Source organism: Desulfopila sp. IMCC35006 (genome assembly GCF_005116645.1).
Lineage (GTDB): Bacteria > Desulfobacterota > Desulfobulbia > Desulfobulbales > Desulfocapsaceae > Desulforhopalus_A.
Genome location: NZ_SWCM01000001.1, coordinates 72,890 through 98,154 on the forward strand (window position 1 = coordinate 72,890; position 25,265 = coordinate 98,154).

24 protein-coding genes and 1 riboswitch are annotated in these 25,265 nt (G+C 50.6%); of the genes, 12 read left to right on the forward strand and 12 right to left on the reverse strand.

What is annotated here, in order from left to right:
- Positions 1–194 precede the first annotated feature (194 nt).
- The 6 genes from gltX (at position 195) to feoB (ending at position 6,825) form a co-directional block, all read left to right on the forward strand.
- Positions 195–1,679, forward strand: a complete 1,485-nt coding sequence (gene gltX, locus FCL47_RS00330) for a glutamate--tRNA ligase (RefSeq protein WP_136811391.1) — start codon at positions 195–197, stop codon at positions 1,677–1,679.
- Positions 1,680–1,790: 111 nt separating this feature from the next.
- Positions 1,791–3,476, forward strand: coding sequence for a glutamine--tRNA ligase/YqeY domain fusion protein (locus tag FCL47_RS00335; protein ID WP_136811393.1), 1,686 nt, complete (start codon positions 1,791–1,793; stop codon positions 3,474–3,476).
- A 7-nt stretch (positions 3,477–3,483) separates the two neighbouring features.
- Positions 3,484–3,726, forward strand: coding sequence for a FeoA family protein (locus FCL47_RS00340; RefSeq protein ID WP_136811394.1), 243 nt, complete (start codon positions 3,484–3,486; stop codon positions 3,724–3,726).
- 129 nt (positions 3,727–3,855) lie between these two features.
- Positions 3,856–4,167, forward strand: coding sequence for a FeoA family protein (locus FCL47_RS00345; RefSeq protein WP_136811396.1), 312 nt, complete (start codon positions 3,856–3,858; stop codon positions 4,165–4,167).
- A 311-nt stretch (positions 4,168–4,478) separates the two neighbouring features.
- Positions 4,479–4,661 (forward strand): FeoB-associated Cys-rich membrane protein, encoded by a 183-nt coding sequence (locus FCL47_RS25515; protein ID WP_136811397.1) that lies wholly within the window; start codon positions 4,479–4,481, stop codon positions 4,659–4,661.
- Between the two features lie 7 nt (positions 4,662–4,668).
- Positions 4,669–6,825 carry a ferrous iron transport protein B gene (gene feoB, locus FCL47_RS00355; protein ID WP_136811399.1) on the forward strand — a complete coding sequence of 719 codons (2,157 nt, stop codon included), beginning with the start codon at positions 4,669–4,671 and terminating at the stop codon, positions 6,823–6,825.
- Between the two features lie 72 nt (positions 6,826–6,897).
- Here the strand turns inward: feoB and FCL47_RS00360 are convergent, their stop codons facing one another.
- The 7 genes from FCL47_RS00360 to FCL47_RS00390 form a co-directional block, all read right to left on the reverse strand.
- Positions 6,898–8,076, reverse strand: coding sequence for an amidohydrolase (locus FCL47_RS00360; protein WP_240744086.1), 1,179 nt, complete (start codon positions 8,074–8,076; stop codon positions 6,898–6,900).
- 11 nt (positions 8,077–8,087) lie between these two features.
- On the reverse strand, positions 8,088–8,519 hold the full coding sequence (locus tag FCL47_RS00365) for a DUF4177 domain-containing protein (protein ID WP_136811401.1): 432 nt from the start codon (positions 8,517–8,519) through the stop codon (positions 8,088–8,090).
- 57 nt (positions 8,520–8,576) lie between these two features.
- Positions 8,577–9,875, reverse strand: coding sequence for a valine--pyruvate transaminase (locus FCL47_RS00370; RefSeq protein WP_136811403.1), 1,299 nt, complete (start codon positions 9,873–9,875; stop codon positions 8,577–8,579).
- Positions 9,876–9,925: 50 nt separating this feature from the next.
- On the reverse strand, positions 9,926–10,849 hold the full coding sequence (locus FCL47_RS00375; RefSeq protein WP_136811405.1) for a hypothetical protein: 924 nt from the start codon (positions 10,847–10,849) through the stop codon (positions 9,926–9,928).
- 75 nt (positions 10,850–10,924) lie between these two features.
- Positions 10,925–11,131, reverse strand: coding sequence for a uracil-DNA glycosylase (locus tag FCL47_RS00380; protein ID WP_136811407.1), 207 nt, complete (start codon positions 11,129–11,131; stop codon positions 10,925–10,927).
- Between the two features lie 12 nt (positions 11,132–11,143).
- Positions 11,144–11,671, reverse strand: coding sequence for a histidine phosphatase family protein (locus FCL47_RS00385; protein WP_136811409.1), 528 nt, complete (start codon positions 11,669–11,671; stop codon positions 11,144–11,146).
- The gene (locus tag FCL47_RS00390) at positions 11,668–12,492 is read right to left on the reverse strand and encodes a ParA family protein (RefSeq protein ID WP_136811411.1); all 825 of its coding nucleotides are present in this window, start codon (positions 12,490–12,492) and stop codon (positions 11,668–11,670) included. Before FCL47_RS00390 ends, FCL47_RS00385 begins: the two co-directional genes overlap by 4 nt.
- A gap of 217 nt (positions 12,493–12,709) precedes the next feature.
- Between FCL47_RS00390 and FCL47_RS00395 the strand changes: the two genes are divergently transcribed.
- Positions 12,710–13,837: a hypothetical protein gene (locus tag FCL47_RS00395; RefSeq protein ID WP_136811413.1), complete on the forward strand. Its 1,128-nt coding sequence runs from the start codon at positions 12,710–12,712 to the stop codon at positions 13,835–13,837.
- A 24-nt stretch (positions 13,838–13,861) separates the two neighbouring features.
- Here the strand turns inward: FCL47_RS00395 and FCL47_RS00400 are convergent, their stop codons facing one another.
- The 4 genes from FCL47_RS00400 to FCL47_RS00415 form a co-directional block, all read right to left on the reverse strand.
- Positions 13,862–14,281 carry a hypothetical protein gene (locus FCL47_RS00400; RefSeq protein ID WP_136811415.1) on the reverse strand — a complete coding sequence of 140 codons (420 nt, stop codon included), beginning with the start codon at positions 14,279–14,281 and terminating at the stop codon, positions 13,862–13,864.
- 115 nt (positions 14,282–14,396) lie between these two features.
- Positions 14,397–15,347, reverse strand: coding sequence for a DUF4340 domain-containing protein (locus FCL47_RS00405; protein ID WP_136811417.1), 951 nt, complete (start codon positions 15,345–15,347; stop codon positions 14,397–14,399).
- A 95-nt stretch (positions 15,348–15,442) separates the two neighbouring features.
- Complete coding sequence (locus tag FCL47_RS00410) at positions 15,443–18,331, reverse strand: Gldg family protein (protein ID WP_136811419.1); 2,889 nt, start codon at positions 18,329–18,331, stop codon at positions 15,443–15,445.
- Positions 18,332–18,442: 111 nt separating this feature from the next.
- Positions 18,443–19,381, reverse strand: coding sequence for an ABC transporter ATP-binding protein (locus FCL47_RS00415; RefSeq protein WP_136811420.1), 939 nt, complete (start codon positions 19,379–19,381; stop codon positions 18,443–18,445).
- 587 nt (positions 19,382–19,968) lie between these two features.
- On the opposite strand from FCL47_RS00415, the gene FCL47_RS00420 reads away from it, so the two are divergent.
- From FCL47_RS00420 to FCL47_RS00435, 5 genes are all read left to right on the forward strand, one after another.
- Positions 19,969–21,051 (forward strand): transglycosylase SLT domain-containing protein, encoded by a 1,083-nt coding sequence (locus FCL47_RS00420; protein WP_136811422.1) that lies wholly within the window; start codon positions 19,969–19,971, stop codon positions 21,049–21,051.
- Between the two features lie 59 nt (positions 21,052–21,110).
- A riboswitch (cobalamin riboswitch) is annotated at positions 21,111–21,289 on the forward strand.
- Positions 21,290–21,685: 396 nt separating this feature from the next.
- Positions 21,686–22,288 carry a DUF3500 domain-containing protein gene (locus FCL47_RS00425; RefSeq protein WP_136811424.1) on the forward strand — a complete coding sequence of 201 codons (603 nt, stop codon included), beginning with the start codon at positions 21,686–21,688 and terminating at the stop codon, positions 22,286–22,288.
- Positions 22,173–22,421, forward strand: a complete 249-nt coding sequence (locus FCL47_RS25520) for a DUF3500 domain-containing protein (RefSeq protein WP_370459538.1) — start codon at positions 22,173–22,175, stop codon at positions 22,419–22,421. The genes FCL47_RS00425 and FCL47_RS25520 overlap by 116 nt, the downstream gene beginning before the upstream one ends.
- 138 nt (positions 22,422–22,559) lie before the next feature.
- On the forward strand, positions 22,560–23,090 hold the full coding sequence (gene sodC / locus FCL47_RS00430) for a superoxide dismutase family protein (RefSeq protein ID WP_136811426.1): 531 nt from the start codon (positions 22,560–22,562) through the stop codon (positions 23,088–23,090).
- A gap of 6 nt (positions 23,091–23,096) precedes the next feature.
- The gene (locus tag FCL47_RS00435; RefSeq protein WP_136811428.1) at positions 23,097–23,693 is read left to right on the forward strand and encodes a flavodoxin family protein; all 597 of its coding nucleotides are present in this window, start codon (positions 23,097–23,099) and stop codon (positions 23,691–23,693) included.
- 43 nt (positions 23,694–23,736) lie between these two features.
- On the opposite strand, the gene argJ is transcribed toward FCL47_RS00435, so the two are convergent.
- Positions 23,737–24,921, reverse strand: coding sequence for a bifunctional glutamate N-acetyltransferase/amino-acid acetyltransferase ArgJ (gene argJ / locus FCL47_RS00440; protein WP_136811430.1), 1,185 nt, complete (start codon positions 24,919–24,921; stop codon positions 23,737–23,739).
- Between the last annotated feature and the right edge of the window lie 344 nt (positions 24,922–25,265).

Consider the following 25,265-nt stretch of genomic DNA (forward strand, 5'->3'; position numbering starts at 1 on the left):
ACGAGTAACTGCCGCCGGTTGACAGAACATAGACCGCGTGTCCGTAATAATGTTGAACATTGAAGTGGAAAAAGATATATAACAGCCAGATGCTCTTGTTGATGGGATCCACTTGCACCCCACCAAAACACTTCAGCCGACACCACCTTATTTTTTTACTAATGGCTCAATGAGCTGTGTGAAGGATTTACTTTATGACAGAAACACGATTACGTTTTCCACCGAGCCCCACCGGATACCTGCATATCGGTGGCGCCCGAACAGCACTCTACAATTGGCTCTACGCACGACAAACCGGGGGTAAACTCATTCTTCGTATTGAAGACACCGATACCGGCAGATCAAGCCTTGAATCCATTCAGGGGATTATTGAAGGGCTCGAATGGCTGGGCATCGATTTTGATGAAGGGCCATATTTTCAAACCGATTTTGAGGCTGAACACATCGCCGCCGCGCAGAAACTGCTGAATCAGGGTGCCGCCTATAAATGTTTTTGCACCAAAGAAGAACTCGATGCAAAGCGTGAAGCAGCTCTTGCCGCCAAAAAACCGCTGGGGTACGACCGCACCTGCCGGAATCTCTCAGCCGACGAGGTTGCTGAGAAAGAGGCGGCGGGGCTTCCATCTGTTATTCGGTTCAAGGTTCCCGAGCGAACGGGCACCCTTGGCTACGATGACAGAATTCTCGGGCGAATTGATACGAACTACTCGGAGATAGATGATTTCGTCATCGTCCGCTCCAATGGGAAACCCCTCTATCTCCTCTGCAATGTTGTCGATGATATCCGTGACCGGATCACCCATATTATCCGTGGTCAGGATCATATGACCAATACCCTCAAGCAGATCCTGCTCTACGAAGCGCTTCGGGCACCGCTGCCCGTCTTTGCCCATATGCCGCTCACCCTTGATACCAAAAAGGCGAAAATATCCAAACGCAGTCATGGCGAAATAGTCGCCGTGCAATTCTACCGCGACTGCGGTTTTCTTCCCTGGGCGTTCAATAATTTTCTCGCCCTTCTTGGCTGGTCCGCCGGCAATGATCAGGAATTTTATTCCAAAGAGGAACTTATCCGGGAATTTTCCCTCGAACGTATCAATAAATCGAGTGCAATTTTTAACTTCCAGAAAAACGATCCGAAATTCTTTACGGACCCGAAAGCTATTTTTATCAATGAGCATTATCTGCGAACCATGGATATTGGCGAGCTCGGTAAAATGGTCAAAAAAGAGCTTGAATCGGCCGGGCTCTGGAAGGATGCCTATGACACAGACCAGAAGGAATGGTACCTGAGCACCCTTGACCTTATACGCGATCGTTTCCATACTCTCAAGGATTTCACCTCACTGGGAAGGGCTTATTTTGCCGACGATTTCGAAATTGACCCAAAACCCCTTGCCAAAAATGTGTTGAAATACGAAGAATTGCAGCAATGGCTGCCCCAGCTGGCCGATAGATACGAAAAACTTGCCGAGTTTTCCTTGGAAGAGACGGAACGGGTGGCCAGAGAGCTGGCCGAAGAACTGGCAATTAAACCGGGTGTGATCATCAATGCGATGCGCACCGTAGTCACCGGCCAGCTCGCCGGACCTTCGATGTTTGACATAATCATAACAATCGGCCGGGAGAAGATAGTCCGCAGACTCCGGGATGTTGGCAAACTTTTTGGACAAGAATAAATAGCTTACCCCGCCAGAAAACTTTGCGGGGTAGGTTCCTTCACGAAAAAATTTTCCTGCAAAAAACATACGGAATTTTTTTTTATGTCTCTAACACACAAGTCATTCGTCATGGAAATATTAGAAGATTCAGAAAAGAAACCATTGGACTTCATCCGCCAGATCATTGCCGACGACCTGCAGAACGGCAAACACCAGAAGATCGTGACCAGGTTTCCTCCGGAGCCAAACGGGTTCCTGCATATCGGTCATGCAAAATCGATCTGCCTGAATTTTGGCGTCGCCGAGGAATATGCAGGTACCTGCAACCTCCGCTTTGATGACACCAATCCCAGCAAAGAGGATGTCGCTTACGTCCAGTCCATTGAAAAAGATGTGCACTGGCTTGGATTCGAATGGCGGGAAAAGGTGCTCTATGCCTCGGATTATTTTCCGCAACTCTATGACTTTGCGGTCGAGTTGATTAAACAGGGCAAAGCCTATGTCTGTGAACTGCTGCCGGATGAAATACGGGAATATCGGGGTACCCTGACCGAACCGGGCAGAGAGAGCCCTTATCGCCAGAGGTCAGTGGAAGAAAACCTCCAGCTCTTCACGCAGATGAAAAACGGCGAGTTCAGCGAAGGAACGCACGTGCTCCGGGCAAAAATCGATATGGCTTCGCCGAACCTGAACATGCGCGATCCGGTGATCTACCGGGTCCTGAAAGCACACCATCACCGGACCGGCAATACCTGGAAGATATACCCGATGTACGACTATACCCATTGCCTTTCCGATATGCTCGAAGGTATCACTCATTCCCTCTGCACCTTGGAATTTCAGGATCACCGCCCACTTTACGACTGGGTTCTGGACACCCTTTCCACCCCCTGCCATCCCCGTCAGATTGAGTTTGCCAGACTCAACCTGACGTACACGGTCATGAGCAAACGCAAGCTGTTAAAAATGGTTGAAGGCGGGTTTGTCGACGGATGGGATGATCCGCGCATGCTGACCATTTCCGGACTGCGCCGGCGCGGTTACACGCCCGCCTCGATCCGTAATTTCTGCAAAACCATTGGAATTGGCAAGAGCGAAAGCCGGATAGATATGGGGGTGCTGGAAAATGAAATTCGATCCGATCTCAATCTTCGGGCGGAGCGACGCATGTGTGTTCTGGACCCGGTGAAAGTAATACTCGACAACTACCCGGACGACCTGGTTGAAGAGATGACCGGTATGAACCACCCCCAGGCTCCGGATATGGGTGAACGGGCTATCCCTTTTGCCAGAGAGATTTATATCGAACGTGAAGATTTTATGGAAAATCCCACCAAAAAATATCACCGGTTAGGACCCGGCCGGGAGGTACGCCTGCGGTACGGCTATCTTATCCAGTATGTCTCGCACAGCAAGGACGAGGCCACCGGCAGGATCACCGAAATCCACTGCACCTACGACCCGGAGACCAAAGGCGGTACCGCCCCCGACGGGAGGAAGGTGAAGGGCACAATTCACTGGGTTTGTGCCAAAAAAGGATTACCGGTAACGGTCCGTCTCTACGACAGGCTGTTCAGTGTGGAAGATCCGGAAGCTGACAAGAATATCGATTTTCTGGAACACCTCAATCCGATGTCTAAAGTGATCATCTCAGACGCCATCGCTGAACCGAGCCTGGCAGCATTACAACCGGGCGAAACAGTACAGTTCGAGCGGCAGGGTTATTTCTGTGCCGATTCCGTCGAGTCGATTGCCGGCAAACCGGTGCTGAATCGGACAGTGACCCTGAGAGATTCCTGGGAGTCTAAAAAATAAGGATAAAATGGTACTCATCAATTTACGCCAGATGGCCAAACATCAGTCGGGAACGATCAAATCGGTCAAGGTCGGCGGAGAACTGGGTCGTCGAATACGGGAAATGGGTTTGGTTCCCGGGACCGAAATCACTATTCAGGGCAGGGCTCCGCTTAACGATCCCGTAGCGCTTCGAGTCATGGGCGGCACCCTCACCCTGCGCAATAATGAAGCCGATTATATCATGGTAGAGACAGAACCCGAGGATTGACAGATCGTAAACAAAACCGCTCTTAGACATCCCTAAAAATATTGCGACCTCTTGAAAAATATGTTGACCTCGGTTATTGTTTGGTGTACCTAAAGGTGACACTAATGGTGACAATTACTGGAGAAAACAATGCCTGGTAGAAAACGGAAAAATGGTGGTTGCTGCTTTACCGACAAGATCAGGAACTGCTTTGCCCGGGAACGATGTACTAATCTGATCGCACCACTTTCGACACGGGCAAGAACTGGCCGTATCAAAGTCTGCAAAGTTACCGGCGACAGAAAAATTTGTGCCCGCATGGCTGCCATGGGCCTGTATCCCGGAGTCGAAGCCGATGTGATATGTTCCGAGACCGGCAGCCAGTGTCTTCTCAAGATCAACGGCGGTACCATCAGTGTTGGCCCCGAGGTTTCCGATAACATCCTGGTGACAAGTCTGTAAACGATACCCATCATACGATGTACACAAGCTCCGTGTTGTTCGGGCTTTTTTTTTCCCCGGCGAGTTAGGGTTCACTAATCCGGCCAAAAAGCGTTGCGGGATGAGTTTTAATACTCGCTTGCCGGGTGCTCAGTTCAGTACACCTTTGAGGGGTGTAAATACTTTGCGTACAGATTGTTTCTTTCAAAAAACCAACAAATAAACAGTAACGCACCAATCCCGCCCAAACGCTTTGCGGGATAAGTTCCTTCACGAAATAATTTTCTTTTAAAAAGAACAAGAAAATTATTTCTAAGTCACTAAAAGATATCATGCTTGAAACAATTATTATCTGGACGATTATTGCAATCTGCGCTTTTTTCACAGGCCGAAGATTCTATCGCCAATGGAAGATTGCCACCAGCAAGGACAGCAACATTTCCTGCGGTCAAAGCTGCACTTGCTGTAGTGATTCATCCTGCAGCAGTCGAAAAAAATCCGAAGACAACAGATAACCAGCCAATGCAGCTATTAATGGCCCTAGCGGGCAATCCCAACGCCGGGAAAACGACCCTTTTCAATCAACTTACCGGCGCCAGACAACATGTTGGCAACTATCCCGGTATTACCGTCGACCATAAAGAAGGTATCCTTACCCACCAGAATCGGAAAATAACCCTGACAGATCTTCCCGGGACCTATTCAATGACAGCCTATTCGGCTGAAGAACTGGTGACCCGTGATTATCTGGTCAATGAACGTCCACAGGTGGTTATCAACATTGTCGATGCATCTAATCTCGAACGAAACCTTTATCTGAGCTGCCAGTTGCTCGAGCTGGGCGTTCCTTTGGTGATCGCCCTGAATATGATGGATGTGGCCAAGGACCGGGGTATTGAAATTAAAGCTGAGATGCTCGCCAATCTGCTTCAGGTGCCGGTCATCCCCATCATTGCCCGATCAGGTTCGGGTAAGAAAGAACTTCTCGACGCCTGCGTGCATTTAGCTACTGAAGAAACGCACTGGCATCCGCGGGATATTTCATACGGAAAAGATCTCGACACCACCCTGGCCGAACTTGTCGCAAAAATTACCGAGACATCTCTGCTCATTGAGACCTACCCGGCCAGATACACAGCCATCAAGTATCTGGAAAATGATGACCAGATCCTTGAGAAAGGACGCAAGAGCGACCCTGTCACCGCCCAGTTACTGGAAGAGTTAGTCAATAAGGCCTCTGCCCACACGCAGAAGACACTGGACGTATTCCCCGAGGCTATTATTGCCGACCATCGCTACGGCTATATAAAATCAATACTGCGACAGGGGGTTGTCAGTCATAAATTTGATACCGACCGGCTCTACACCTCCGATAAGATCGACAAAGTACTCACTAACCGACTTGTTGGGCCGGTCATTATGCTGCTGATTCTTTTTGCGGTCTATCAGTTTACCTTCAGTTGGAGCGATATCCCCGTCACGTGGCTGGAAAATGCCTTCGGTTGGCTGGGGGATCAGGTTGAAAACACGCTTCCCGATGGCCTGCTCAAATCAATGATTATTTCCGGGGTCATCGACGGGGTCGGCGGGGTTCTCGGGTTCGTGCCGCTGATCATGTTTATGTTTTTCAGTATCGCCATCCTGGAAGATTCCGGATATCTCGCCAGGGTCGCTTTTATGATGGACAGGATTTTTCGGATTTTCGGCCTGCATGGCTCCTCGGTTATGCCCTTTATTGTCTCCGGCGGCATTGCCGGGGGCTGCGCCGTTCCCGGCGTAATGGCCACACGTACACTCCGTTCGCCAAAAGAACGTATGGCGACCCTGCTCACCGTCCCCTTTATGAACTGCGGTGCCAAACTCCCGGTCCTGGCCCTTTTGATTGGCGCTTTTTTCAGCGAGAAAAAGGCTATGTATATGTTTTTATTTACACTGCTTTCCTGGGTTGTCGCGCTGGTAGCTGCCAAATTCCTCCGCTCCACCGTTCTGCGCGGCGCGCCCACTCCTTTTGTCATGGAGCTCCCACCTTACCGGTTCCCGACACTGCGCGGCCTGCTCATTCATACCTGGGAAAGAACGTACCAGTATATCAAAAAGGCAGGGACGGTTATTCTGGGCATATCTATCCTTTTATGGGCGCTGATGACGTTTCCGGCGCTCCCCGAAAACAAAGCTGCTCTTTTCGAACAGCAGCGTCAAGCGGTGATGCATGATTCCAGCGTGGAAGCCCCCAGCGAAAAAATTAATCTTATCAATAATGCTGAGAGTAAAGCGACGCTCAAAAATTCCATTGCCGGGAAATTTGGCAGCTCTCTCGAACCTGTAACCAAACTGGCTGGTTTTGACTGGCGAACTAACATCGCCCTGATCGGCGGATTTGCGGCGAAGGAAGTTATTGTCTCAACCCTCGGCACGGCCTATTCGATGGGCCAAGTGGATACGGAAAAATCGGAATCCCTTGGCCAGCGCCTGAAAAAGGATAAGAACTGGAACAAGGTCGTCGCCGTTGCAGCGCTTGTGTTCATCATGTTTTATGCGCCCTGCCTTGTTACTGTGGTCTGTATTGCCAAGGAGTCATCCTGGAAATGGGCGGCATTTTCGATGATTTTCAACACCATATTCGCCTTCAGTATGGCGGTTTTCGTGTATCAGGTGGGGATGTTTTTCAATCTCGGCTAGCTGCTCTGCCGAAATAAGGTGCGTGCCGGGGAAGACAATCACCGGCACCCCTCTTTCTTACTGGCAACCGTATCAGCCCCCAGTGCCAACAAGCCACTGCAAGGCGGCGCACGCCAGCCAGGCAGCACCCACCGGCAGGACATTTTCATCGAAGTCAAAACTGCTGCTGTGGGCCGGACCTGTCGCCACGGGACCTTGTGCTCCGAACCGAACCAGACAGCCGTCAACAATCTGTTGATAAAACGCAAAATCTTCGCCGCCAAGACTCGGCCGTCCCTGAGACAGAATTCGTTCTTCACCAATCACCAGCCGGGCGGCACGCCGCGCCACCTGTGTTGCCGCCTCCGAATTGGCGACAACGGGCAGACAATCGCCAAACTGAATGGTGATCTCGACCCCGTACTGCAGGGCCACCCCATCACACATCCGTTGCAACCCGCGCAGAATACGGTGCCGCACCTCATGATTACTGGTGCGTATCGTCCCTGCAATACAGGCCTCTTCGGCAATAACATTATTGGCCTCGCCAGCCTGAAACCGACCGATGCTTACCACAGCCGACTGGTTGGGATCGGTTTCCCTCGAGACCAGGGTCTGCAGGGCGGTGACCAGATACGCCCCGGCGACAATGGTATCCCGCGCCTCATGTGGACGGGCAGCATGTCCGCTTTGCCCCAGGATGCGGACCAGAAAAGGATCGGCAGCGGAACAGATAACCCCTTCATCAACAGTTATCGTGCCGGTCGGATAATGAATGTCGATATGTCCGGCAAAGATCGCATCAATGCCTTGCAGCGCCCCCTCTTCTATTATCTTTTCAGCTCCGTTGCCGTTTTCTTCTGCCGGTTGAAATATAAGCGAGACACGGCCGGCCAGTTCTCTTTGGCGTAAAAGTGCTGCAGCGCCAAGCAGCATCGCCACATGGCCGTCATGACCGCAGGCGTGCATGACTTCAGGTATTTTAGAGGCATAGACGACTGTTTTCTTATCCTGTATCGGCAGAGCATCCATATCTGCTCGCAAGCCTACATGTCTGCCATGTGCAGAATTGCTGCCGAGGGTCGCTACCACTCCGGTGCCTCCCCACCCGCTGCGGTAGTCGATATCCAGCTGCGCCAGTTTTTCCTGAATAAGTGCCGAAGTCCGGTGCTCTTGATAGCTGAGTTCGGGATTCTGATGGAGTGTTCGGCGAATCCCCCGCATCCACTCGAACAACTGTTCATCAACCACCGGCACCATCTCGGTGTCCATTGCCATTCCCCCTATTCTATACGGATCGAGCCAATATCGACCGGTTTCACAGGACTGACTGCGTCATTTGCGGTCTTGTCCTCCTCGATTTCAAATTCATCGAGCAACATCGCTTCCGCCACGTCATCATTGCGTATTGGCAGGTCGACTCTCCTGCCTGCGGTCGGTTTTGCAATCGGCACTTTGTCTTGCAGCACCCTGGGCGATCTGCTTGTTATTTCCGAGGCTTGACGCGGGGAAGAGGAACTCCTCATCTCCATGTCAAGCGGCTGCTTGAAGATCGCAATCAGCCCATCCATCGTCTCGAGCACAGACACCAGCTCCCACCCCGCTTTGCCGTATTGATTCAACGACAATTCTATTTCCGGTTCATCAAGAAAAGCACTGCCCAGAATACCTTCTTTTTTCAATTCGTAATGTACAGTTTTATAACTCCAGCGCATAACCGATCATCCTGTTTTAATAACCTGAAAACTCAAAATTTAAGAAAAAAAATAAGCTTAGATTCCATCATTACTCGACGCACCTTTACAACCTGTTTTGTATGCCTCCCCGACTACCTCGGCTATGATCGCCAACCCTCGACGCACTTCATCATCGTCCTGAGAATAGGTCACTCTAAGACATTCGTCTTTATGTTGCCAACTTTCACTCAGGCCGGGAAAAAAATAATGGCCGGAAACCACCAGAACACCATGTTCTTTCAATCTCTGGTAGAGCTCCAGACTGGTAATGGGTAAATTTTCAAACCATAACCAGAGGAACATGGCCCCCTCCGGGATATGGATGCGACAGGGAATACCAACAAATTTTTCCTTAACCACAGCCACAGCCCTGTGCATCTTTTTCCGGTAGAAAGGCTGCATGAGCTCTTTACTTACCGCGGTCATTTCACAACTGGTGACCAGACGTTCTGCCAGTACTGCGCCAAAATTAGTCGGTGTAAGGGACATGATGGCATTCATGCTCGTCAGGGCACGAACTATTTCTTTTTTGGCGACCACAATACCCGTCCTGACGGCCGGCAGGCCCAATTTAGAAAGCGACAGACAAACAACGAGATTGTCATTCCAGATCGGTGTGGCCTCAGTGTATATCATGCCCGGAAAGGGCAGGCCATACGCGCTGTCAACGATCAACGGAATATTATGCAAGGCGGCCAGGTCTGCGAGTTTTCGCAGTTCTTCATCAGTTACTACATTGCCGGTTGGGTTGGTCGGCCGGGAGATGCAGATGGCGCCGATAGTCTCATCGATCTGAAGATTTTCGAAATCAATATGATATTTGAAAAAACCGTCGTCAAGCAATTCTATTTTGGGCTTGGTGGAGAGAAACAGATCCTCCGTCAAACCGAGATCGGCATAGCCGATATATTCCGGGGCCATGGGCAGACAGATTTTTTTTTCCGCCACCCCTGCAGTGCCTTCCGGCATGACCCCGGCAAAAAGATTAAAAAGCATAAAAAAGGCAGTCTGGCTGCCATTGGTCAAACAGATATTTTCCGGACCGACAGCCCATCCCAGCTCTTTTTTGAGCAGAGCCGCCAGACCCGCACAGAAGTTTTTTTCCCCCTGGGGAGGGGCATAGCTGCCGACCAGCTGCTGAAAACTTTTACTGTCACTGCATATCTCCAGAAGCTGCTGACGCATGATCTCCTGAAACTCCGGCACCAGACCGGGGTTTCCACCGCCCATCATAATCATGTTTTCATTGGCAAGCCTGGCCTCGCCCAGATCATCCATCAGGGAAAGAATACCGGCATTACAGGTCATTTTCCGGCCAAATTTTGTAAAATTCATAGCTGTGTCATTTGATTTAAAGATTCAGAAATTGCGGGAGATCAGGTTCACTATAAAGAGCTCAGCCGTCTTACCGCAAGAACATGCAGCAGGCGCACCAGTAAAAAAGTGACGATAAGCGCAAAAACAATCCTGCCCCATAAAATTCCACCTATTTTTCCGCCAATGGCAGCCATCAGCAGGGTATCTTCAACCAGACCATGGCAGAGCGCCAGCAGGACCATGGAATTAAAGACCTCTTCTCTGGCCATCTTGCCGGTACTGGTCTCTCGAATTATCAGTGCCCCGCCATAGCCAATACCCATGATCATACCAACAACGGTAATCGGCGCTGCCTGCCGGCTCATCCCGAAAAAGGGAAGCACCGGCGCCAGGATCATTTCAAAGAGTGCAAGGATACCAAGGACTTTAAAGATCCGCATGCAGATGATTATACAACATATAATCAGAATTATCAGTCCCTGGTTTTGCAGCAGCCCCAGCGCCCAATGCCAGAGGTCCTCGGATTTTGCGGATGCCTTGAACAGCAGGCTTGCCTTTTCCTGCCAGAGACCAAGGCCGAGGCAGAACCGGTTGAGTATAAAGGCATAGACCACCGCACCGACCAGGCGCAGAAGACTGATCGGCATAAGGTTCGCCCCGGCCCGCTTGCTGACACTGAGCTCAATCGGCAGAGAATGGGCAATAAGAATAGCGGAACAAAGTACCGTTACCTGGGCACTGGTCAGGGCAAGCCCGGGAGCCAGGACCGCAAAAACAGCAATGCCGCCATATATATTCGTGAGCATTGCTGTCGCCCAGACCAGCCCGAGTGAACCGGGCAGACCAAGAAGATTCATCACCGGTTCCAGTATCATGCTCAGATAACCAATCAAGCCAGACTCCTGCAATATTTTGGTTATGAGGGCGACCGGAATGGTAATGCGGATCAACTCCCAGCTGGTCAACCAGGTTTCCCGGAGAAGTGATCCCACTGCTGCTTGCAATGTGCTGCTCAGTTTGTAGTTATTATTGGACATTCGAAGACGATGGGCAGTTCGCGGCATCGCTCAGGCAAGTTTCTTTGATCCGGACGGATTAAGATCCCTCTTTTTCGGGGAGTAGAGCTGACAGATCATACCGGAGTTTTTAAACACCACCCTGCCCGGACTGACCTGGCTTTTAAAGGCCATAGCCCGGCAGCCGTAGGGCCTGCCAGGATCATGGGTGATAAAATAATGCACGCACTGCAAGCAATGCGGGAGCTTTTCTACCATTGCTGTGTCCTGTCAAACAATCATTTGAGTATAATTTCTGGTTATAAACATATCATTTTTCGGAAAATCGAAAAACAACAATCTCCCCCTGCCACTTTCAGGGGTAAACCCGTCTGCTCCGGAATATTCCACGCCAACGATTCCGCAGGTCGGAACATTTCCGAGAGGTTTCCCGGTGAGATGCTCGGCAAGCTCGGTCATGGTATTATTATGACCAACCAGAAACACCGTATTCACCTTGTGCAGCAGATCCTCGAGCAGCTGCAGGTGATACGACAGCGATCCAAGGTAGAGTTCAGGATAGTAACGGATGTCCTTTGTGTTGTAACCGGTCCCTGTTGCCACACATTTGGCGGTCTTTTTCGCTCTTTTGGCCGGACTGGCAGCTATCAGTTCAGGATAAATTCCTGCCCTGGCCAGGCGGTCGGACATTTCCGTACAATCCTCCTTGCCGCGTTTATTGAGCGGTCTTGCAAAATCGTCCAGCTCGAGATTCGACCAGCTTGATTTAGCGTGGCGAATCAGATAGAGTCGCTTCACAATTGTTCTCCTCGCTGCAAAATTTCCTGCCAGAGCTCGTTATACTGCACTGCCGCGAGTGACGTTTTGCCGTCACTGCCGACCGGGTTGCGACACAGCCCCATTTTTTCAATCTCGGCCATAAAAGGTATACGCGTTGTTAGAAAGAGTGGATGATCCCCATACTCGTCGAGAAACAACCTGTGCATGGTTTTCCTTTGCTCCACCATGGAAAAAAATGCACCAATTTTTTTTTGCTGCACCCTTTTCTTTTTAAAGAGCTTCAACAACCGTTGCAGCGCCAATATCGAAAGAGATGTCGGGATAACCGGAGTAATGACCAGATCCGCAGCCTCAATGATATTTTCCCCGAGGATTGTCAATGTCGGCGGACAATCGAGAACAAGGTAGTCATATGCAGTCTGCAATGGAGCAAAGAGACCGAGAAGTGCATTACTTCTCCCTTCTTCTCGTATCCTGCCGAGTGCCAGATCCAGGTTACGAAACGAAAAATGGGCCGGGAGAAGATCAAGGTTGGCAAATTCAGTCTGCTGGATGTATTTATCGAATTTTCCGGCCAGCAGTTTGCTGCTGTTATACTTTTTCTTCGGGACAATCCGGAAATAATAGGAGGCAGCCCCCTGGGAATCCATGTCACAGAGCAACACCCTCTGGCCGGATTGCGCGATGACAGCGGAGAGATTAACTGCCGTGGCTGTTTTCCCCACTCCCCCTTTGCCGCTATAAATCGCCAGTATTTTCATAAAGATGGTTGAGGATAAAAAATCTTTTGCATGGATTTTGAAGGTGAGTTTCGTCAGATGCGGGATGAAAACTATCATTTGTATCAGGGAAATGCGAGTGAAAACGTCGCCTCACCCATGATCGAAGAAGCACAGTCAAGATTGATTCTTACTATTGATTTATATCTTGCTTACTGACAAAACAACAGGAAATGTATAGAATATAAATGGTTGTCAGTCGCACTCACTGTATCAAGAGACCTGATTCGTTGTCACGATATTATCTTTACACTCAAATAAACAAGCAGGATACTTTATGCTATATCGTTATATTTTCGCGGCATTGTTACTCTTTGGATCAATCACCAATGCCACCGCAGAGGAGACGCAAACAGTTCCCGAACGCATTTATCCCGGCCTGGAATATGTCCTTTCCCTCACCCACTCTTCAGCCAATCTTGACCCTAAACAAGTATCGGGGCTGATTCATTTTGTTGGTGCCATGCCTGCCGATTCCGGTATGGCTCTAAAAGATCGACAGGGAGCCACTGGAGCATTCTACGCCTTTTCAATCAAAAGCGATTTTAATCAGGTACTCGACTATGTCTATAACCCGGATATTCCCCTCTATGTGACCATGCCCTCGTCACTCAAACAGCATGAATGGCTGACTCCGCAAACGGTAAAAACCCTGCGGCAGTTGCCGCGGCAGATAAAATCAGCCGGCGACATCCGTCTGCTTCGTGGCCGGGATCGCGAGATCATCAGCCCGGACACCAATACCGGCGGCTACTATGTATACGAGCAGGATCGAATTGTGACAGTTCTGCCCGGCCCAACCGGGCCGGTACTTATTTCTGTATCAAGCCAGAACAATTTATCCGAGGTAGGCAGGAAAGGATGCATCGTCGGTAACGACAAAGACTGGAACTATCTGTATTCCAAAGAGACCGGGCTGAACACCTTCGGGCTTGGCTGGGTCGAATCGTACATGTACTCGGCGCAGTCGGTCATTATATATGTTACCGATACTTCAGCAAATACAATCAACGTAGGCTCATTCAAGTGGTTAAACGGAGGATGGGCCAAGATGAACATGGTCAACTCGAACCACATCCTGAAGGGCATCAAGCGTTTTGCCTCGGATTTCAAGCAAGTACTGGAATCTCCTGGTTTACCCGAGCCGCTGGTAGTGGAGGACACCTACAGGAAACTGCAGAAGAGCAGTATTGAGGGACTGCGTCAGATGGCAACGCCCTATTTCAAAGCCCTGATGCATTCGGATGCTGCGGCCGTGCAGGCCAATCCTTTCAAAAGCCTTCTCTCATCGGGAACGTATCTGCAACAGATGAGCCATGAGGACCTCGTTCAGGTGCTGCTGCTTGAATACGTCAAAGTCTGGATCGGCAAAAAACCGCTGGTTCGTCTGGCCTCACTGCAATAAAACCCAGCAGCGGGGGAAGTCATATTATTTTCGATTCCGTTGTTTTGCATGATAGAAATCCGGATAAAGTTTCTGGGTACACTCAGGACAGATCCCGTGAGAAAAGCGGGCATCCGAATGTTCCGTGATATATTTTTCCATATGTTCCCACTGTTCTTCCTGATTCTTGATTTTTTTACAATTGGCACATATGAGAAGAAATCCTTCCAGCATCCTGATTCGCTTATAAAGGTTTCTCAGCAGCAGCACCTGTGCGACAGTTATTATAAAAAAAATAATCAACTCAATGAAAATCTCGCCTATTCTCTGGGAATATAAGGTTGGTGCATCATGAAAAAAATAATGCGGCAGATCTAAAAATTCGTTTCCCAGAGTGAGCAGCAATAAGGTGACGACGATGGCAAATTGAGAAATTGTCAACATACGCAGGGTTCTACTCTTCATACCGAAGTCCTTTTCGTCTTCCGCTTAATCTGTTTTCTTGCTGTACGTGCTCCGGTACGCATTCGCTCCCCGGGAGGGGGCCTTGCAGCAGGGCAGGCCCCCTCGCCAGGACAGGTTATTTTTGATCCGGTGCGTTGCTGACTTCTCCCGTCACTTTGGTCCCCTCGATGAGTTTTTCACGGGTCATTTTCTGCAGGTTTTCAACCGGCAGAGCATGCACCTTAAAATACAGGTTCCGATCAGATGCCTTCAGCACGTAATAATCGTCTTTCCCTTTGCCAAAAAGATACTCTACATTCCGGCCATCTTTTCTGACGGTTGTAAAACCAAATACCGGATTGCTGAAAAGCCCAGCCACCTGTTTTGGATCAAGGACATCCTGAACGGCCAGACCGCAAGCGCTGGTCACCAGGGCATCAACCTCCTTTCCGTTTATCTTTTCGCCTTCCTTCAACCCTTCAAGCTGCCAGCCCTCTGCCGTTTTTTTCAGTTTGATATCCCCGACAGAGAGCCCGACGAGATCGGCATCCTTGATGGTTGCGACAGAGGTGTCCAGCCATTTGTCGGCAGCCGTTTCCAGCTCAAAGCTTGAAAGCGCGATGGTGATGATGGCGTTGCTGTCCGCCCGCCGTGCATGCACCTGGCGAAAAACCGGTGCAGTACCGACATAAAAATCAGCCAGTGTTTTGTCGGCACCCTGCAGGACGACATGATCGGCAAAATTCCCGGCGTCAACCTTAAACCGCTTGGCTGCATCGGTCGAAGTGGCAACAATAAAGCCCTGCTTGATCCCAGCGAGTTTTTCGACAAGTGCCTTGACCTTGTTTCCGCTGACCGGCGCCGAAAAGTGCTCCGGCATAAGCCACCCGGACGGATCCTTCTTAACGACTATTGTTTTCCCTTCTCCATCGGTGATTTGCAGCGATTGCACTGCATCCGGCGAAAAGTTGAGAAACAGTGTGTCAGGAGTATTGGCCTCGATCCCCTTGCTGCCCATGTTCAAGACCAGCACCAGTCCTACCTGAACGAGAAGCAGCGCCAAGGCTGCTGTGATCATTTTTTTCATTGGTTATCCTCCAACTCCGCTATAAAGCGCAGGATTTTTTCAATCCCCGTGCTGAGCGGGGATACATTTCTTTTATCAACAACCCCTCCTGCAAGCTATTGCAGGAGGGCCGGATAGTGTCGCCTCGCTCTTTTCGTCATTGACCGACGCACCAGCCAAACCAGCAACAGGCCAAGCAGGGCCAACCCATAGTTCAGATATTCCCAGAAAAACTGGACGTCTCTGGTCATGGGCAACAGGGTGCGCGAAAAATGCCCTCGACCACGGATAGCCAGGAGACCACGATCCTCCAGCGACCAGTCCACACTATTGGCGATCAACTGGACCGGTCCAAGATAACTGCTGCGCAAAACACTGGAACCGATGCTGAGAATGGTATCGTTTAAGAAACTATTCGAACTAAACAGAATAATACGCGCCGATTCGGGTGATTTGTCGATCTGCCGACTAATTATCTGCTGTTTGGCTTGTTTATCCTGTCCTGTCGCCGCATTCTCTTCTTTATCATCAGGTTTATTCTTCTCAGCGAGAAGCGGAGAAGGTTTTCCGGCAAAAAATGAAGTGAATCGTCCCTCCACCACCATCCCGAGAAGCTGTTTTCCTTTTTCACTGCCGGGGGCAAAACCCATCTCGCCGTAGGCGGCAAAATCGGGCTGGACGTCGGTTGAACCGGAGAGCCAGCTGCCGGCTGAACTTTCCAGCAACCGCGTGACCTTCCGTTCTTTGTTCTTATCCAGATCAATGCTGATTGGGGAAGCCCAGTTCATGGTCAACTGGTTTAGACCGGAAACCATGCCGTTTTCCCGGTTCATGCCGTCTGGACGAATATCGACAAAATACGGATAATTGACCAGCTGGATCTCCTGGATGGTAGCCCCTTTAACCTGGCGCTGCACAGGAACCGGAAATGCACTGTTTTTCGGGTCAAGCACCATTTCATCGCCAATGGAGATACCCTGGAATTTCAGCCAGGACTCCAGACCCGACGGTTTTTTAGTAACGCTGAGTTTTTGTTCCAGGTCTAGTGCAAAGGGTGAGGTAGCCAGAACAACAGTGCCACCTTCCATCAGGAACTGATCCATGGCGAAAAGCTGTTTCTCATCGACAGATTCCGGGCTGACGACCAGCAAAATGTCAGTATCGTCAGGTACGCGACCGTTCGCCAGATCGGTGTCTATCACGCCATGTTCCTTGGCGAGCAACTCCCGCAGCACTTCAAACTGAGGTCCCCTGCCCGGCATGCCATACTGGGGCATGGGTGGGGTCGTCTTCGGCGTATCTAAAGCCACTGTTTTGGTAAAGCCGGTGGCGAATCGCTTCAAACCGGTCGAAAGGGATCGCATTAGGCCTTCTTTGCTTAAATCTTCCGGCAGGGTCACTTCCACCACCCGGTCGCCGCTTTTCAGCGTCATATAAAACCAGAAGCTCTGATCATCAAATATAGAAGCCGCCATCGGTCTGAAGCCGTACTGGTCACTGATTTTTTTGGCCACGGCACCGTTGTCGGCATCAGGATCGACAATCTCACTGGTAAAAAGACCTTTGCCCTTTTTGTCCATTTCAGCAAGAATGGTCTGCAGTTCACCTTTTAGCCGGACCAGTTCTTGTGGTAATTTTTTGTCAGATGACATGTAGCCCGTAAAGCTGACTGGTTTACCGATGTCGGAGAAAAGATCCCCGCCGCCCTGATAACTGTACAGCACCTTCTTTATGGCGCGGGTAATATCGTACTCCGGGTTGCGCAATTCGACGTTGAGATCCCGCTCCCCATTGCCTTTCACCTCGATCAGGTCACGAAAGCCCAGCGTTTCAAACTGGTCGCCATACTGGATAAGCACGTCAAAATAAGAATTGGTGACCGAGGACTGGTATTTACTCGCCGTCTGGAATGGCACCGGGCGGATACCGTATTTCTGTGCCGCCTCCTGCTCCAAATCAGGATGCTCCAGGGGATCAATAAACTCGACATGAACCTTGTCACCGCCAGCCACCGAATACTCACGCAGCAGATCACGGATCCGGGGGACCAAAGGCGCCAGCAGAGGATGCGTCTGGGCGGAAAAATAACCGCGGATAAGCAGCGGTTCCTTTAATTGAGCAAGATAGTTCCGGGTGGTCGGCGAAATGGAATAGATATTATCGGTGGTCATGTCGGCGCGGAGCACATTGATGGGCGCCAGCCAGAAATTGGCGATAAGAAAATTGACGATGACCAGCCCGCTGAGCAGCCGCCAGCGAGTATGACGAATATTGGCCGGGTTGTCGGCCCAGCGGATCTTTTCCAGTCCATAGACATTGAGAGTAAGAAATACCCCCATCAAGGCGAGATAGTAGTAGAGATCCCGCAGATCGATCACCCCGCGGGTGATTGAGGCGAACCGTGATCCGGAGCCCAGCATCTGCAGGATCTCCGTTCCTCGGTTACCGAAGAACGATACCAGCGTATCCGAGCCAATCAGATAAAAGATTGAACAGATAAGGACGGAAACGATCAGACTGACGATCTGATTGTCCGACTTGACACTGACATAGAGACCGATCGAGATATAGGCCGCCGCAAGAAAGAAGGTGGCCAGATACCCACCAAGAACAGGTCCCCAGTCCAATGGCCCCATAAAACTTACCGTCACCGGAATCGGCAGGGTGAGCACCAGAGACAAGACAACAAGGCTGAGACAGGCAAAAAATTTACCTAAAACCAGCGCCAGGGGCGATATCGGGGAAGTGAGCAGCAGCTCCAGGGTACCCGATCGCCTTTCTTCGGCCCAGGAGCGCATGGTCACCGCCGCCGAAAGAAAAATCAACAGTATCGGCATCCAGGTAAATAGTGGACGTATTTCAGCTATATTACTGGAGAAAAAAGTTTCGACCCAGAAAAAAACAAAGAGATTTACCGCCAGAAAAACCCCGATAAAAATATAGGCAATCGGCGAACTGAAAAAAGAACCGAACTCTTTTCGAGTTATACGAAAGACATTTTGCATTATTCATCACTCCTATGAAACCCTTAAAAATTCTTATCTTTTTTCCGACCAAAAAAAGGGCGGGAAAAGTGAGAAAGAAATTTACGAAGGTGCATATCCCGTTTTCAGGGGTCAACCACTTATTTCGGCGAATACCGTTTCAAGATTGCGCGATTCGAACTGCATACCGTAGAGCCGGTAGCCATTTTCCTGGAGCAGCGCGGCAATTTGCGCAGCCGTCTCCTGCCGGTCTTCACCGGCTGCCACCGTCACCGCACAACTCGTTGTCGAAGGCGCATGGTTGCGCTGAGCATGATTGGCAACAAGAGTCGAGGCAACGCCAGGACACCCTTCAATCAGTGACCGTGGGTCACCATGTTTTCCGCCGAGCTGCACCAGCAAACGCCCCTCGGTCTGCAGTTCATCGAGCCTTGCGTCAAGGGCCTTCTCGCCGTTTTTAAGGATAATAACTCTGTCGCAGATGGCCTGCACCTCCTGGAGGACATGCGTGGATACAATAACCGTCGAAGACCTGGCCAGGTCGGTGATCAGCGCCCGCATATGCTGGATCTGGGTTGGATCAAGACCATTGGTCGGCTCATCGAGAACGAGGATATCCGGCTCATGAAGAATTGCCTGGGCGACGCCGGTACGCTGCCGGTATCCCCTGGAGAGAGTCGCTATTGATTGAAAAGCCTTTTCCTGCAGTCCGGTCCGACGAATCGCCGCGACGACAAGCGGGCCTCGCTGTCCCTCGGAGAGACCGTGCAGAGAGGCCATGTAATCGAGATACTCGACCACCGTCATGTCCGGGTAAACCGGACAGTTTTCCGGCAGGTAGCCAATGTCTCTCTGGATAGCCAGCCGATCGCTGCCGATCTCTTTGCCGTTGACGACAATGGTACCCTCCGTTGGCTCGAGATAACCGGTGATCATCTTCATGATTGTTGTCTTACCGGCACCGTTATGGCCGAGGAGTCCGACAATTTCCCCGGACTGTATTGTCATCGAGACGTTGTTCACCGCCTTGAAGCTGCCATACTTTCGAGTTACATTTTTAATCTTGATCATTTTCTGACTCCACACATAATTCGTCAATTGCAACCATCATTTCAGTGCCTGAATCTTTGAACCCGGCGATAAAAAAAGAGAACCCGGGAGACATTAAAACCAAAATCCAAGACACTTACATCCCCGGCAGGGTGTCAGATAGCTCGTCTGCCTTTTCCTGAGACAATGTCCGCGCAGCCGCCAGACAGCAAGAAGCCACTCCCGTTTTTTACCCCGGAGAAACCGTCACGCCGTAGTACAGTTCGACTGTTCAACAGGATACAATAATATCCCGGGCAATATACCTATCGATCATTACCCCAATCTTGCAGAAAGATTACAAAGCTGTAATCTTCACGACATAATACCGGCGCCCCGGAAAGAATCCGGTAAACGATTCAGCAAGAGTGAACAAAAACCCACCACAGGATAAAAAAGACAACATTCGCACCAAAGCCTGATGCGTCCATGCATCCTTAAAAAAATTGTAATTGACCATCCCCCCATCGTCGAATAAGGTGGACTGCTTTTATTGTCTTTTTTTTTCATAATTTGGCGTATTTTAAGATGACACTCTTGAATACGTCATAAGCTATTACACCTGTCGAATGGCCCGATCACTTCCCTCGCAACCGTCCCCCCAGAAAAGACGACCTGCTCAGAAACGCGCGAAGGCTTCCCCTTCCGCCAAGAGGAAGAAAACCAGCAGAAAGAAAAAACCGCAGAAAACCCTGCTGCAGGATTTTCTGTTTATCAGCCTGGAGTGTCTCGGTCTGGCGGCAATCGGTATGGCCGCCATTATCATGCTGCTCGGCTATGTCGGCAACCGGTTTTCCGGCACCGATTTAATGCACAGTCTCCTGCCATTTGCCAGTGGAATTCTCGGTTTTATTGTCATCGCCTCCATCCTGCTGAGCGCCTGGAAGAGAATCCGGAAATGGCTGCAGGCCAGATCGCCCAAGCTGCCCCCGGCCATTATGCTTGGCATGACACTTCTGGTGTGTGTGTTTATTCCGCACGGATATTTTACGCAGGCCTTTGGCTATTATCGCACTCTGGTAGGCGGCAAAGAAGAAGCAGGCCGGGTCGTCCTCGCCCATCAGGTCTATGCAGCCTATCGCCGCCTGGACACCGCTCCCCTGGAGAAGATGATCAGTCGTGCCGAGCAGTTCAAAAAGGCGATCCATGAGGCGGCAGATGCCTATGATATTGATATCGATCTCCTCAAGGGTCTTGCCGCCGCCGAATCTTCATATCTCCCGCGAAAAAGTATGGATGGGGGACATGGACTTTTCCAGATAACCAGGATACCGACGGCTGTGGAAGAAGATGTCAACAAACTTTTTCCGTCAGCCGAACGCGACATGAACGATCCACGCTACAATGCCTTTCTCGGTGCAGCTACTCTGCGCTACTATCTGACCGAGATGAATGAAGATCTCTTTCTCGGATTGCTCGCGTATAATATCGGTCCAGCCAACGGCGGCCTGCGGTTTATCATGCAACAGTACGGAGTTACCGACTTCACTACCATTCAACCCTATCTGCTGCGGCTGCCCAGGGATTATCCGATACGTGTCCTCGCCTACGCGCTTGCTTTCAGGATAGACCGTAAGGAAGGCCGATTGCTGGCTTATGCGGAAGGCAAAAACGCAATGTCCATTCAGGCGCTGGGGATCCCCGGACAATAGCGGGGCAAGACCATCAACGGATATTTGACAATACCCTTTGACGCCAATTCAATACTTTAGTATGCTTTCATCTATAAGGTGTCGATAAGACAAAAGAGGGAATCCGGTGTAAATCCGGAACGGGCCCGCCGCTGTAACCGGGGACAATTCCTGCATATGCCACTGAGAACAATCGGGAAGGCGCAGAGAAGAGGACGATCCGGAAGTCAGAATACCTGCCTTATAAAAACAACTGGCCTTCGAGGATACGAGGCCTGACGTTGCATCTGTGGAGAAATCAGGGCCCCCGGATCAATTAAATTGGTCTGGGGGCTTTTCGTTTTGAAACAGCTTCAGACCTTCACACTCAATAATTGGAGGAAACTGATGACAAACAATGAACTGGCATTCGCCAAACAGGCGGCCCTGGCGACGAAAGACTGGGATACCTACCAGGCAATCTTAAGAAAATGCCTCTCCAGGAAAAACTGTAAAAAAGTCGCCTAGGAGATGCAAGATCACTCCCGTTAATGATATTGCGGGAGTGATCTGAAAGACTATCCGCCCTGGCATTTTTGGCCACAGTCCGCCTGTTTTTTGCCGCTATCGTGATTATCATCCACTTTACCGGATAAAAAAACGGAGGCGGCCCAATATGCATATTTCCAACCCTAAGATCACAACAGAGCTATCCGAAGCCGGGGAAACCGCCAGGCAGATGAAGATTGCAGCAAGCGCCTTCCTCAACAGCCTGGAAGCGGGCCAGCGTCGGCAGGCTGTTCTTCGGCTTGATGACAATGCGCGCACTTGCTGGGATTATCGTCCGGTACCGCGGAAGGGTCTGCCATTTTCCGAAATGGACAGCAGCCAGCAACGCCGGGCCTTTGCTTTGCTGGCAAGCGGGATGAGCCGCAGCGGCACGCTTACCGCCCTCAACATCATGAGCCTGGAAAAAATCCTCGCCGACCTGGAGGGTGCATTGAACAACCATATCCGCAATCCGGAACGCTACTTTGTAACAATATTCGGCGACCCGTCATATGATGCAGCCTGGGGATGGCGAATCGAAGGACACCATCTGTCGGTGAACTTTCTGGTCGTTTCTCGGGCGAATGGCCCCCCAATTGGCCGACAATCAGCTCGTGTCAATCGAAAGACAGGGCATCGACTGCATTCATTTTGCCTGGGCCGGTTCAATGCAGCCGGGAGAGCCCCACGACTACCGTCTGCATGGGCCGACCTTTCTGGTCGAGTATGACAATACCCAGGACAAGGCCAACCATATTCACAGTGTCTGGCGCGACCTCGAACGGGACTGGGGCGATGATCTGCTGAGAGAGCACTATGCCAGAGCTCACGAGGCTGAGTCCCTGAGAGAAACCACAAATTGACCGGATCCAAAACTGTATTACTGTTGTAATGAGGCCGCATGACAATTCTGCAATGCGGGTTTCTTGGCCAGAAACACCAGGAATTTTCTCCATTTCCGTAACTATGAACATGAACGCAATATACATTTGAGGTACACCATGAAAATCAAGATTGCAGGTCTTTTTCTTTTTGCCTTTGCAGCCATTGCTGCCTCGGGTGCCCGGGCTGCAGAATCGGTTGTCGATATGTATACAGTGACACCGGTGGGAACCGAAACGAAGATAGGTACAATCACTATCAGGGATACCCAGTATGGCACTCTTTTTATCCCGCAGTTATGCGAGTTATCGGAGGGCTTGCATGGTTTTCATGTACATGTAAATGGCAGTTGCGGACCTGGCGAGAAAGATGGCAAGATGGTGCCGGGGTTGGCAGCCGGGGGCCATTTCGATCCCCAGCAGACCAACAGTCACAAGGGGCCGTATGAGAATGGCCACCAGGGGGATTTACCGGCCCTCTATGCCGACAGTTCCGGTGCTGCCATTCATCCGGTACTGGCTCCAAGAATTCACCTGTCTGAGCTGAAAGGCCATGCTCTCATGATCCATCAGGGCGGCGACAACTATGCAGACAGTCCCAAAGCTCTCGGCGGGGGTGGGGCCCGCGTAGCCTGCGGCGTGGTTCAATAGAAAATTATGACCAATATACTTGCAATTAACGGTGCGTATCGGCACCATGGAATGACTGACCAGACCGTCGAGATTCTGAAGCAGGCAATCGAGGCAGCCGGCGGTACAGTTGAGGTGATCCATCTGCGCGAACATCCTGTCGAATTCTGCCTCAATTGCCGGGAATGCACACAATTGCCGGGAGACACACCGGGGCATTGTGTACTGGAGGACGGCATGCAGGAGCTGATCGACAAGATAGAACGGGCCGATGGCTACATTCTCGCCTCACCTACCAACTGCGGGTCAACTACTGCACTGTTCAAACGTTTTATGGAACGACTGGTGGTCTATGCGTACTGGCCCTGGGGCATGAACGGACCACAATTGCGCAAAGCCAGGGGCCCAAGGAAAAAAGCAGTGCTTGTTTCCTCCTGTGCGGCACCTGGAATTCTGGGCCGATACTTCTTTGCAACCCGCAAACAGCTTACTCTGACGGCAAAGACGCTAGGCGCAGACACTGTTGGCGTTCTGTTTACGGGGTTGATCGGCAAAGAACCGAGCCCCAAAATTACCGCCCGACTGCAAACCAGGATCCAGAAATCAGTTGCAAAGCTGATTTAAGTAAAACACCGAAAACTCTTCAGCCACGTTTCCTCGCCTGCAACTAAGAGCGGTAATCGGCATTAATCTTGACATAATCGATAGAAAAATCGCAGGTAAATACCTCTTCACAACCGGGGCCATCTTTCAGATCGATACAGACCGCGAAGCTTTTCTCCTTTAAGATTAACGATGCCGCAGCCTCTGCCTCCTTGCCAAGCGAAAGCCCATTCTTCACGAGCAACACATTGCCAAAGGCCAGGTCGACTCGATCAGGAGAGAACCGGACGCCGGACCGGCCCATGGCCGCAAGAATTCGTCCCCAGTTCGCATCTTCGCCGAAAAAAGCCGTTTTTACCAGACTGGAGGTGCCGATGGTCCGGGCAATTTTCTCCGCGTCCTTATTCTCTTTTGCGCCGCAAACCCTGATCGTGATTGTTTTGGTAGCCCCTTCCCCGTCGCTGACTATCTGCAGGGCCAGATCTTTTAAGACATTCTCCAATGCATCCTGGAAAAGCTGCTGTTCTTCAGGAGAATCACCGTCGATCCATGGGTTTTCCGCCATTCCGTTGGCCATGACCAGGACCATGTCATTGGTGCTGGTATCCCCGTCAATGGTTATGCGATTAAAGGTACGGTCGGCTCCTTTGACCAGCGATTTGTGCAGTTCCGGGAAATTGATCCGGGCATCGGTAAAAATAAAGGCCAGCATGGTCGCCATATTGGGCATAATCATCCCCGCCCCTTTGGCCATACCCATAATTTGCACTTCCTTACCGCCAATAGTTACCGTGGTCCGGGCAATCTTCTGCACCGTATCGGTGGTCATAATCGCCTGGGCAACCTGCTCAAAATTATCGCCGGATAGGCCTGCGACCAATGCCGGCATACTTCGTTCAAAGGCCTCAACATTCAGCGGCTCGCCGATCACCCCGGTTGAAGCAACCTGGATTAAATCACCGGCAATCCCCAGTGCCTCGGCGGCCAGGCTGCTCGTGGCTTTGGCCGCCTCCATGCCCTTTACACCGGTACAGGCATTGGCACAGCCGCTGTTGACTAAAATCGCCTGGGCATGGCCACTTTTCAGCCGTTCTTTGTCAAGAATAACCGGGGCGGCCTTCACCTGATTGGTGGTAAAAACTCCCGCTGTCACACAGGGGATGTTACTGTAAATGAGTCCAAGATCCAGCCTGTCGGCATACCGTATGCCGGCCTTGACTGCCGAAAAAGAAAAACCCTTTATCTTCATAAAAATCCATCCCTTGAATAACTTTCCACAAACTCTTCATCGCCTGCGGAAAACTTTCCGAAAACATACCCAGCCGGGAAATAACGCATATTCCAGTCCGCACTCCATGACAACAACAAAATACATCTACCACTTATCCATCTGATTATGCTACTTTAAAATAGCAAAAACCGCGAACAGAATGGATAGACCTGTTGTTAACTGGCGTGGGTACAAAAAAATGCAATTCCCAGCAAATATAACAAGCAGACTTAGTTACAACAAACAACATGGTTTCCGAAGCTTACTGTTCTTTTCCTCATTTTGTCGAACAAAAATATTCTGTAAGGCACGAAAACCTCAGG

Coding starts and splice junctions, on each gene's coding strand:
- FCL47_RS00420 (WP_136811422.1), top strand. CDS start 19,969: ATGGCCCGATCACTTCCCTCGCAACCGTCCCCCCAGAAAAGACGACCT.
- FCL47_RS00365 (WP_136811401.1), bottom strand. CDS start 8,519: ATGCGCTGGAGTTATAAAACTGTACATTACGAATTGAAAAAAGAAGGT.
- FCL47_RS00405 (WP_136811417.1), bottom strand. CDS start 15,347: ATGAAAAAAATGATCACAGCAGCCTTGGCGCTGCTTCTCGTTCAGGTA.
- FCL47_RS00395 (WP_136811413.1), top strand. CDS start 12,710: ATGCTATATCGTTATATTTTCGCGGCATTGTTACTCTTTGGATCAATC.
- FCL47_RS00335 (WP_136811393.1), top strand. CDS start 1,791: ATGGAAATATTAGAAGATTCAGAAAAGAAACCATTGGACTTCATCCGC.
- FCL47_RS25515 (WP_136811397.1), top strand. CDS start 4,479: ATGCTTGAAACAATTATTATCTGGACGATTATTGCAATCTGCGCTTTT.
- FCL47_RS00390 (WP_136811411.1), bottom strand. CDS start 12,492: ATGATAGTTTTCATCCCGCATCTGACGAAACTCACCTTCAAAATCCAT.
- FCL47_RS00400 (WP_136811415.1), bottom strand. CDS start 14,281: ATGAAGAGTAGAACCCTGCGTATGTTGACAATTTCTCAATTTGCCATC.
- FCL47_RS00340 (WP_136811394.1), top strand. CDS start 3,484: ATGGTACTCATCAATTTACGCCAGATGGCCAAACATCAGTCGGGAACG.
- gltX (WP_136811391.1), top strand. CDS start 195: ATGACAGAAACACGATTACGTTTTCCACCGAGCCCCACCGGATACCTG.
- FCL47_RS00415 (WP_136811420.1), bottom strand. CDS start 19,381: ATGATCAAGATTAAAAATGTAACTCGAAAGTATGGCAGCTTCAAGGCG.
- FCL47_RS00370 (WP_136811403.1), bottom strand. CDS start 9,875: ATGAATTTTACAAAATTTGGCCGGAAAATGACCTGTAATGCCGGTATT.
- FCL47_RS00435 (WP_136811428.1), top strand. CDS start 23,097: ATGACCAATATACTTGCAATTAACGGTGCGTATCGGCACCATGGAATG.
- FCL47_RS00425 (WP_136811424.1), top strand. CDS start 21,686: ATGCATATTTCCAACCCTAAGATCACAACAGAGCTATCCGAAGCCGGG.
- FCL47_RS00345 (WP_136811396.1), top strand. CDS start 3,856: ATGCCTGGTAGAAAACGGAAAAATGGTGGTTGCTGCTTTACCGACAAG.
- sodC (WP_136811426.1), top strand. CDS start 22,560: ATGAAAATCAAGATTGCAGGTCTTTTTCTTTTTGCCTTTGCAGCCATT.
- feoB (WP_136811399.1), top strand. CDS start 4,669: ATGCAGCTATTAATGGCCCTAGCGGGCAATCCCAACGCCGGGAAAACG.
- FCL47_RS00360 (WP_240744086.1), bottom strand. CDS start 8,076: ATGGACACCGAGATGGTGCCGGTGGTTGATGAACAGTTGTTCGAGTGG.
- FCL47_RS00410 (WP_136811419.1), bottom strand. CDS start 18,331: ATGCAAAATGTCTTTCGTATAACTCGAAAAGAGTTCGGTTCTTTTTTC.
- argJ (WP_136811430.1), bottom strand. CDS start 24,921: ATGAAGATAAAGGGTTTTTCTTTTTCGGCAGTCAAGGCCGGCATACGG.
- FCL47_RS00380 (WP_136811407.1), bottom strand. CDS start 11,131: ATGGTAGAAAAGCTCCCGCATTGCTTGCAGTGCGTGCATTATTTTATC.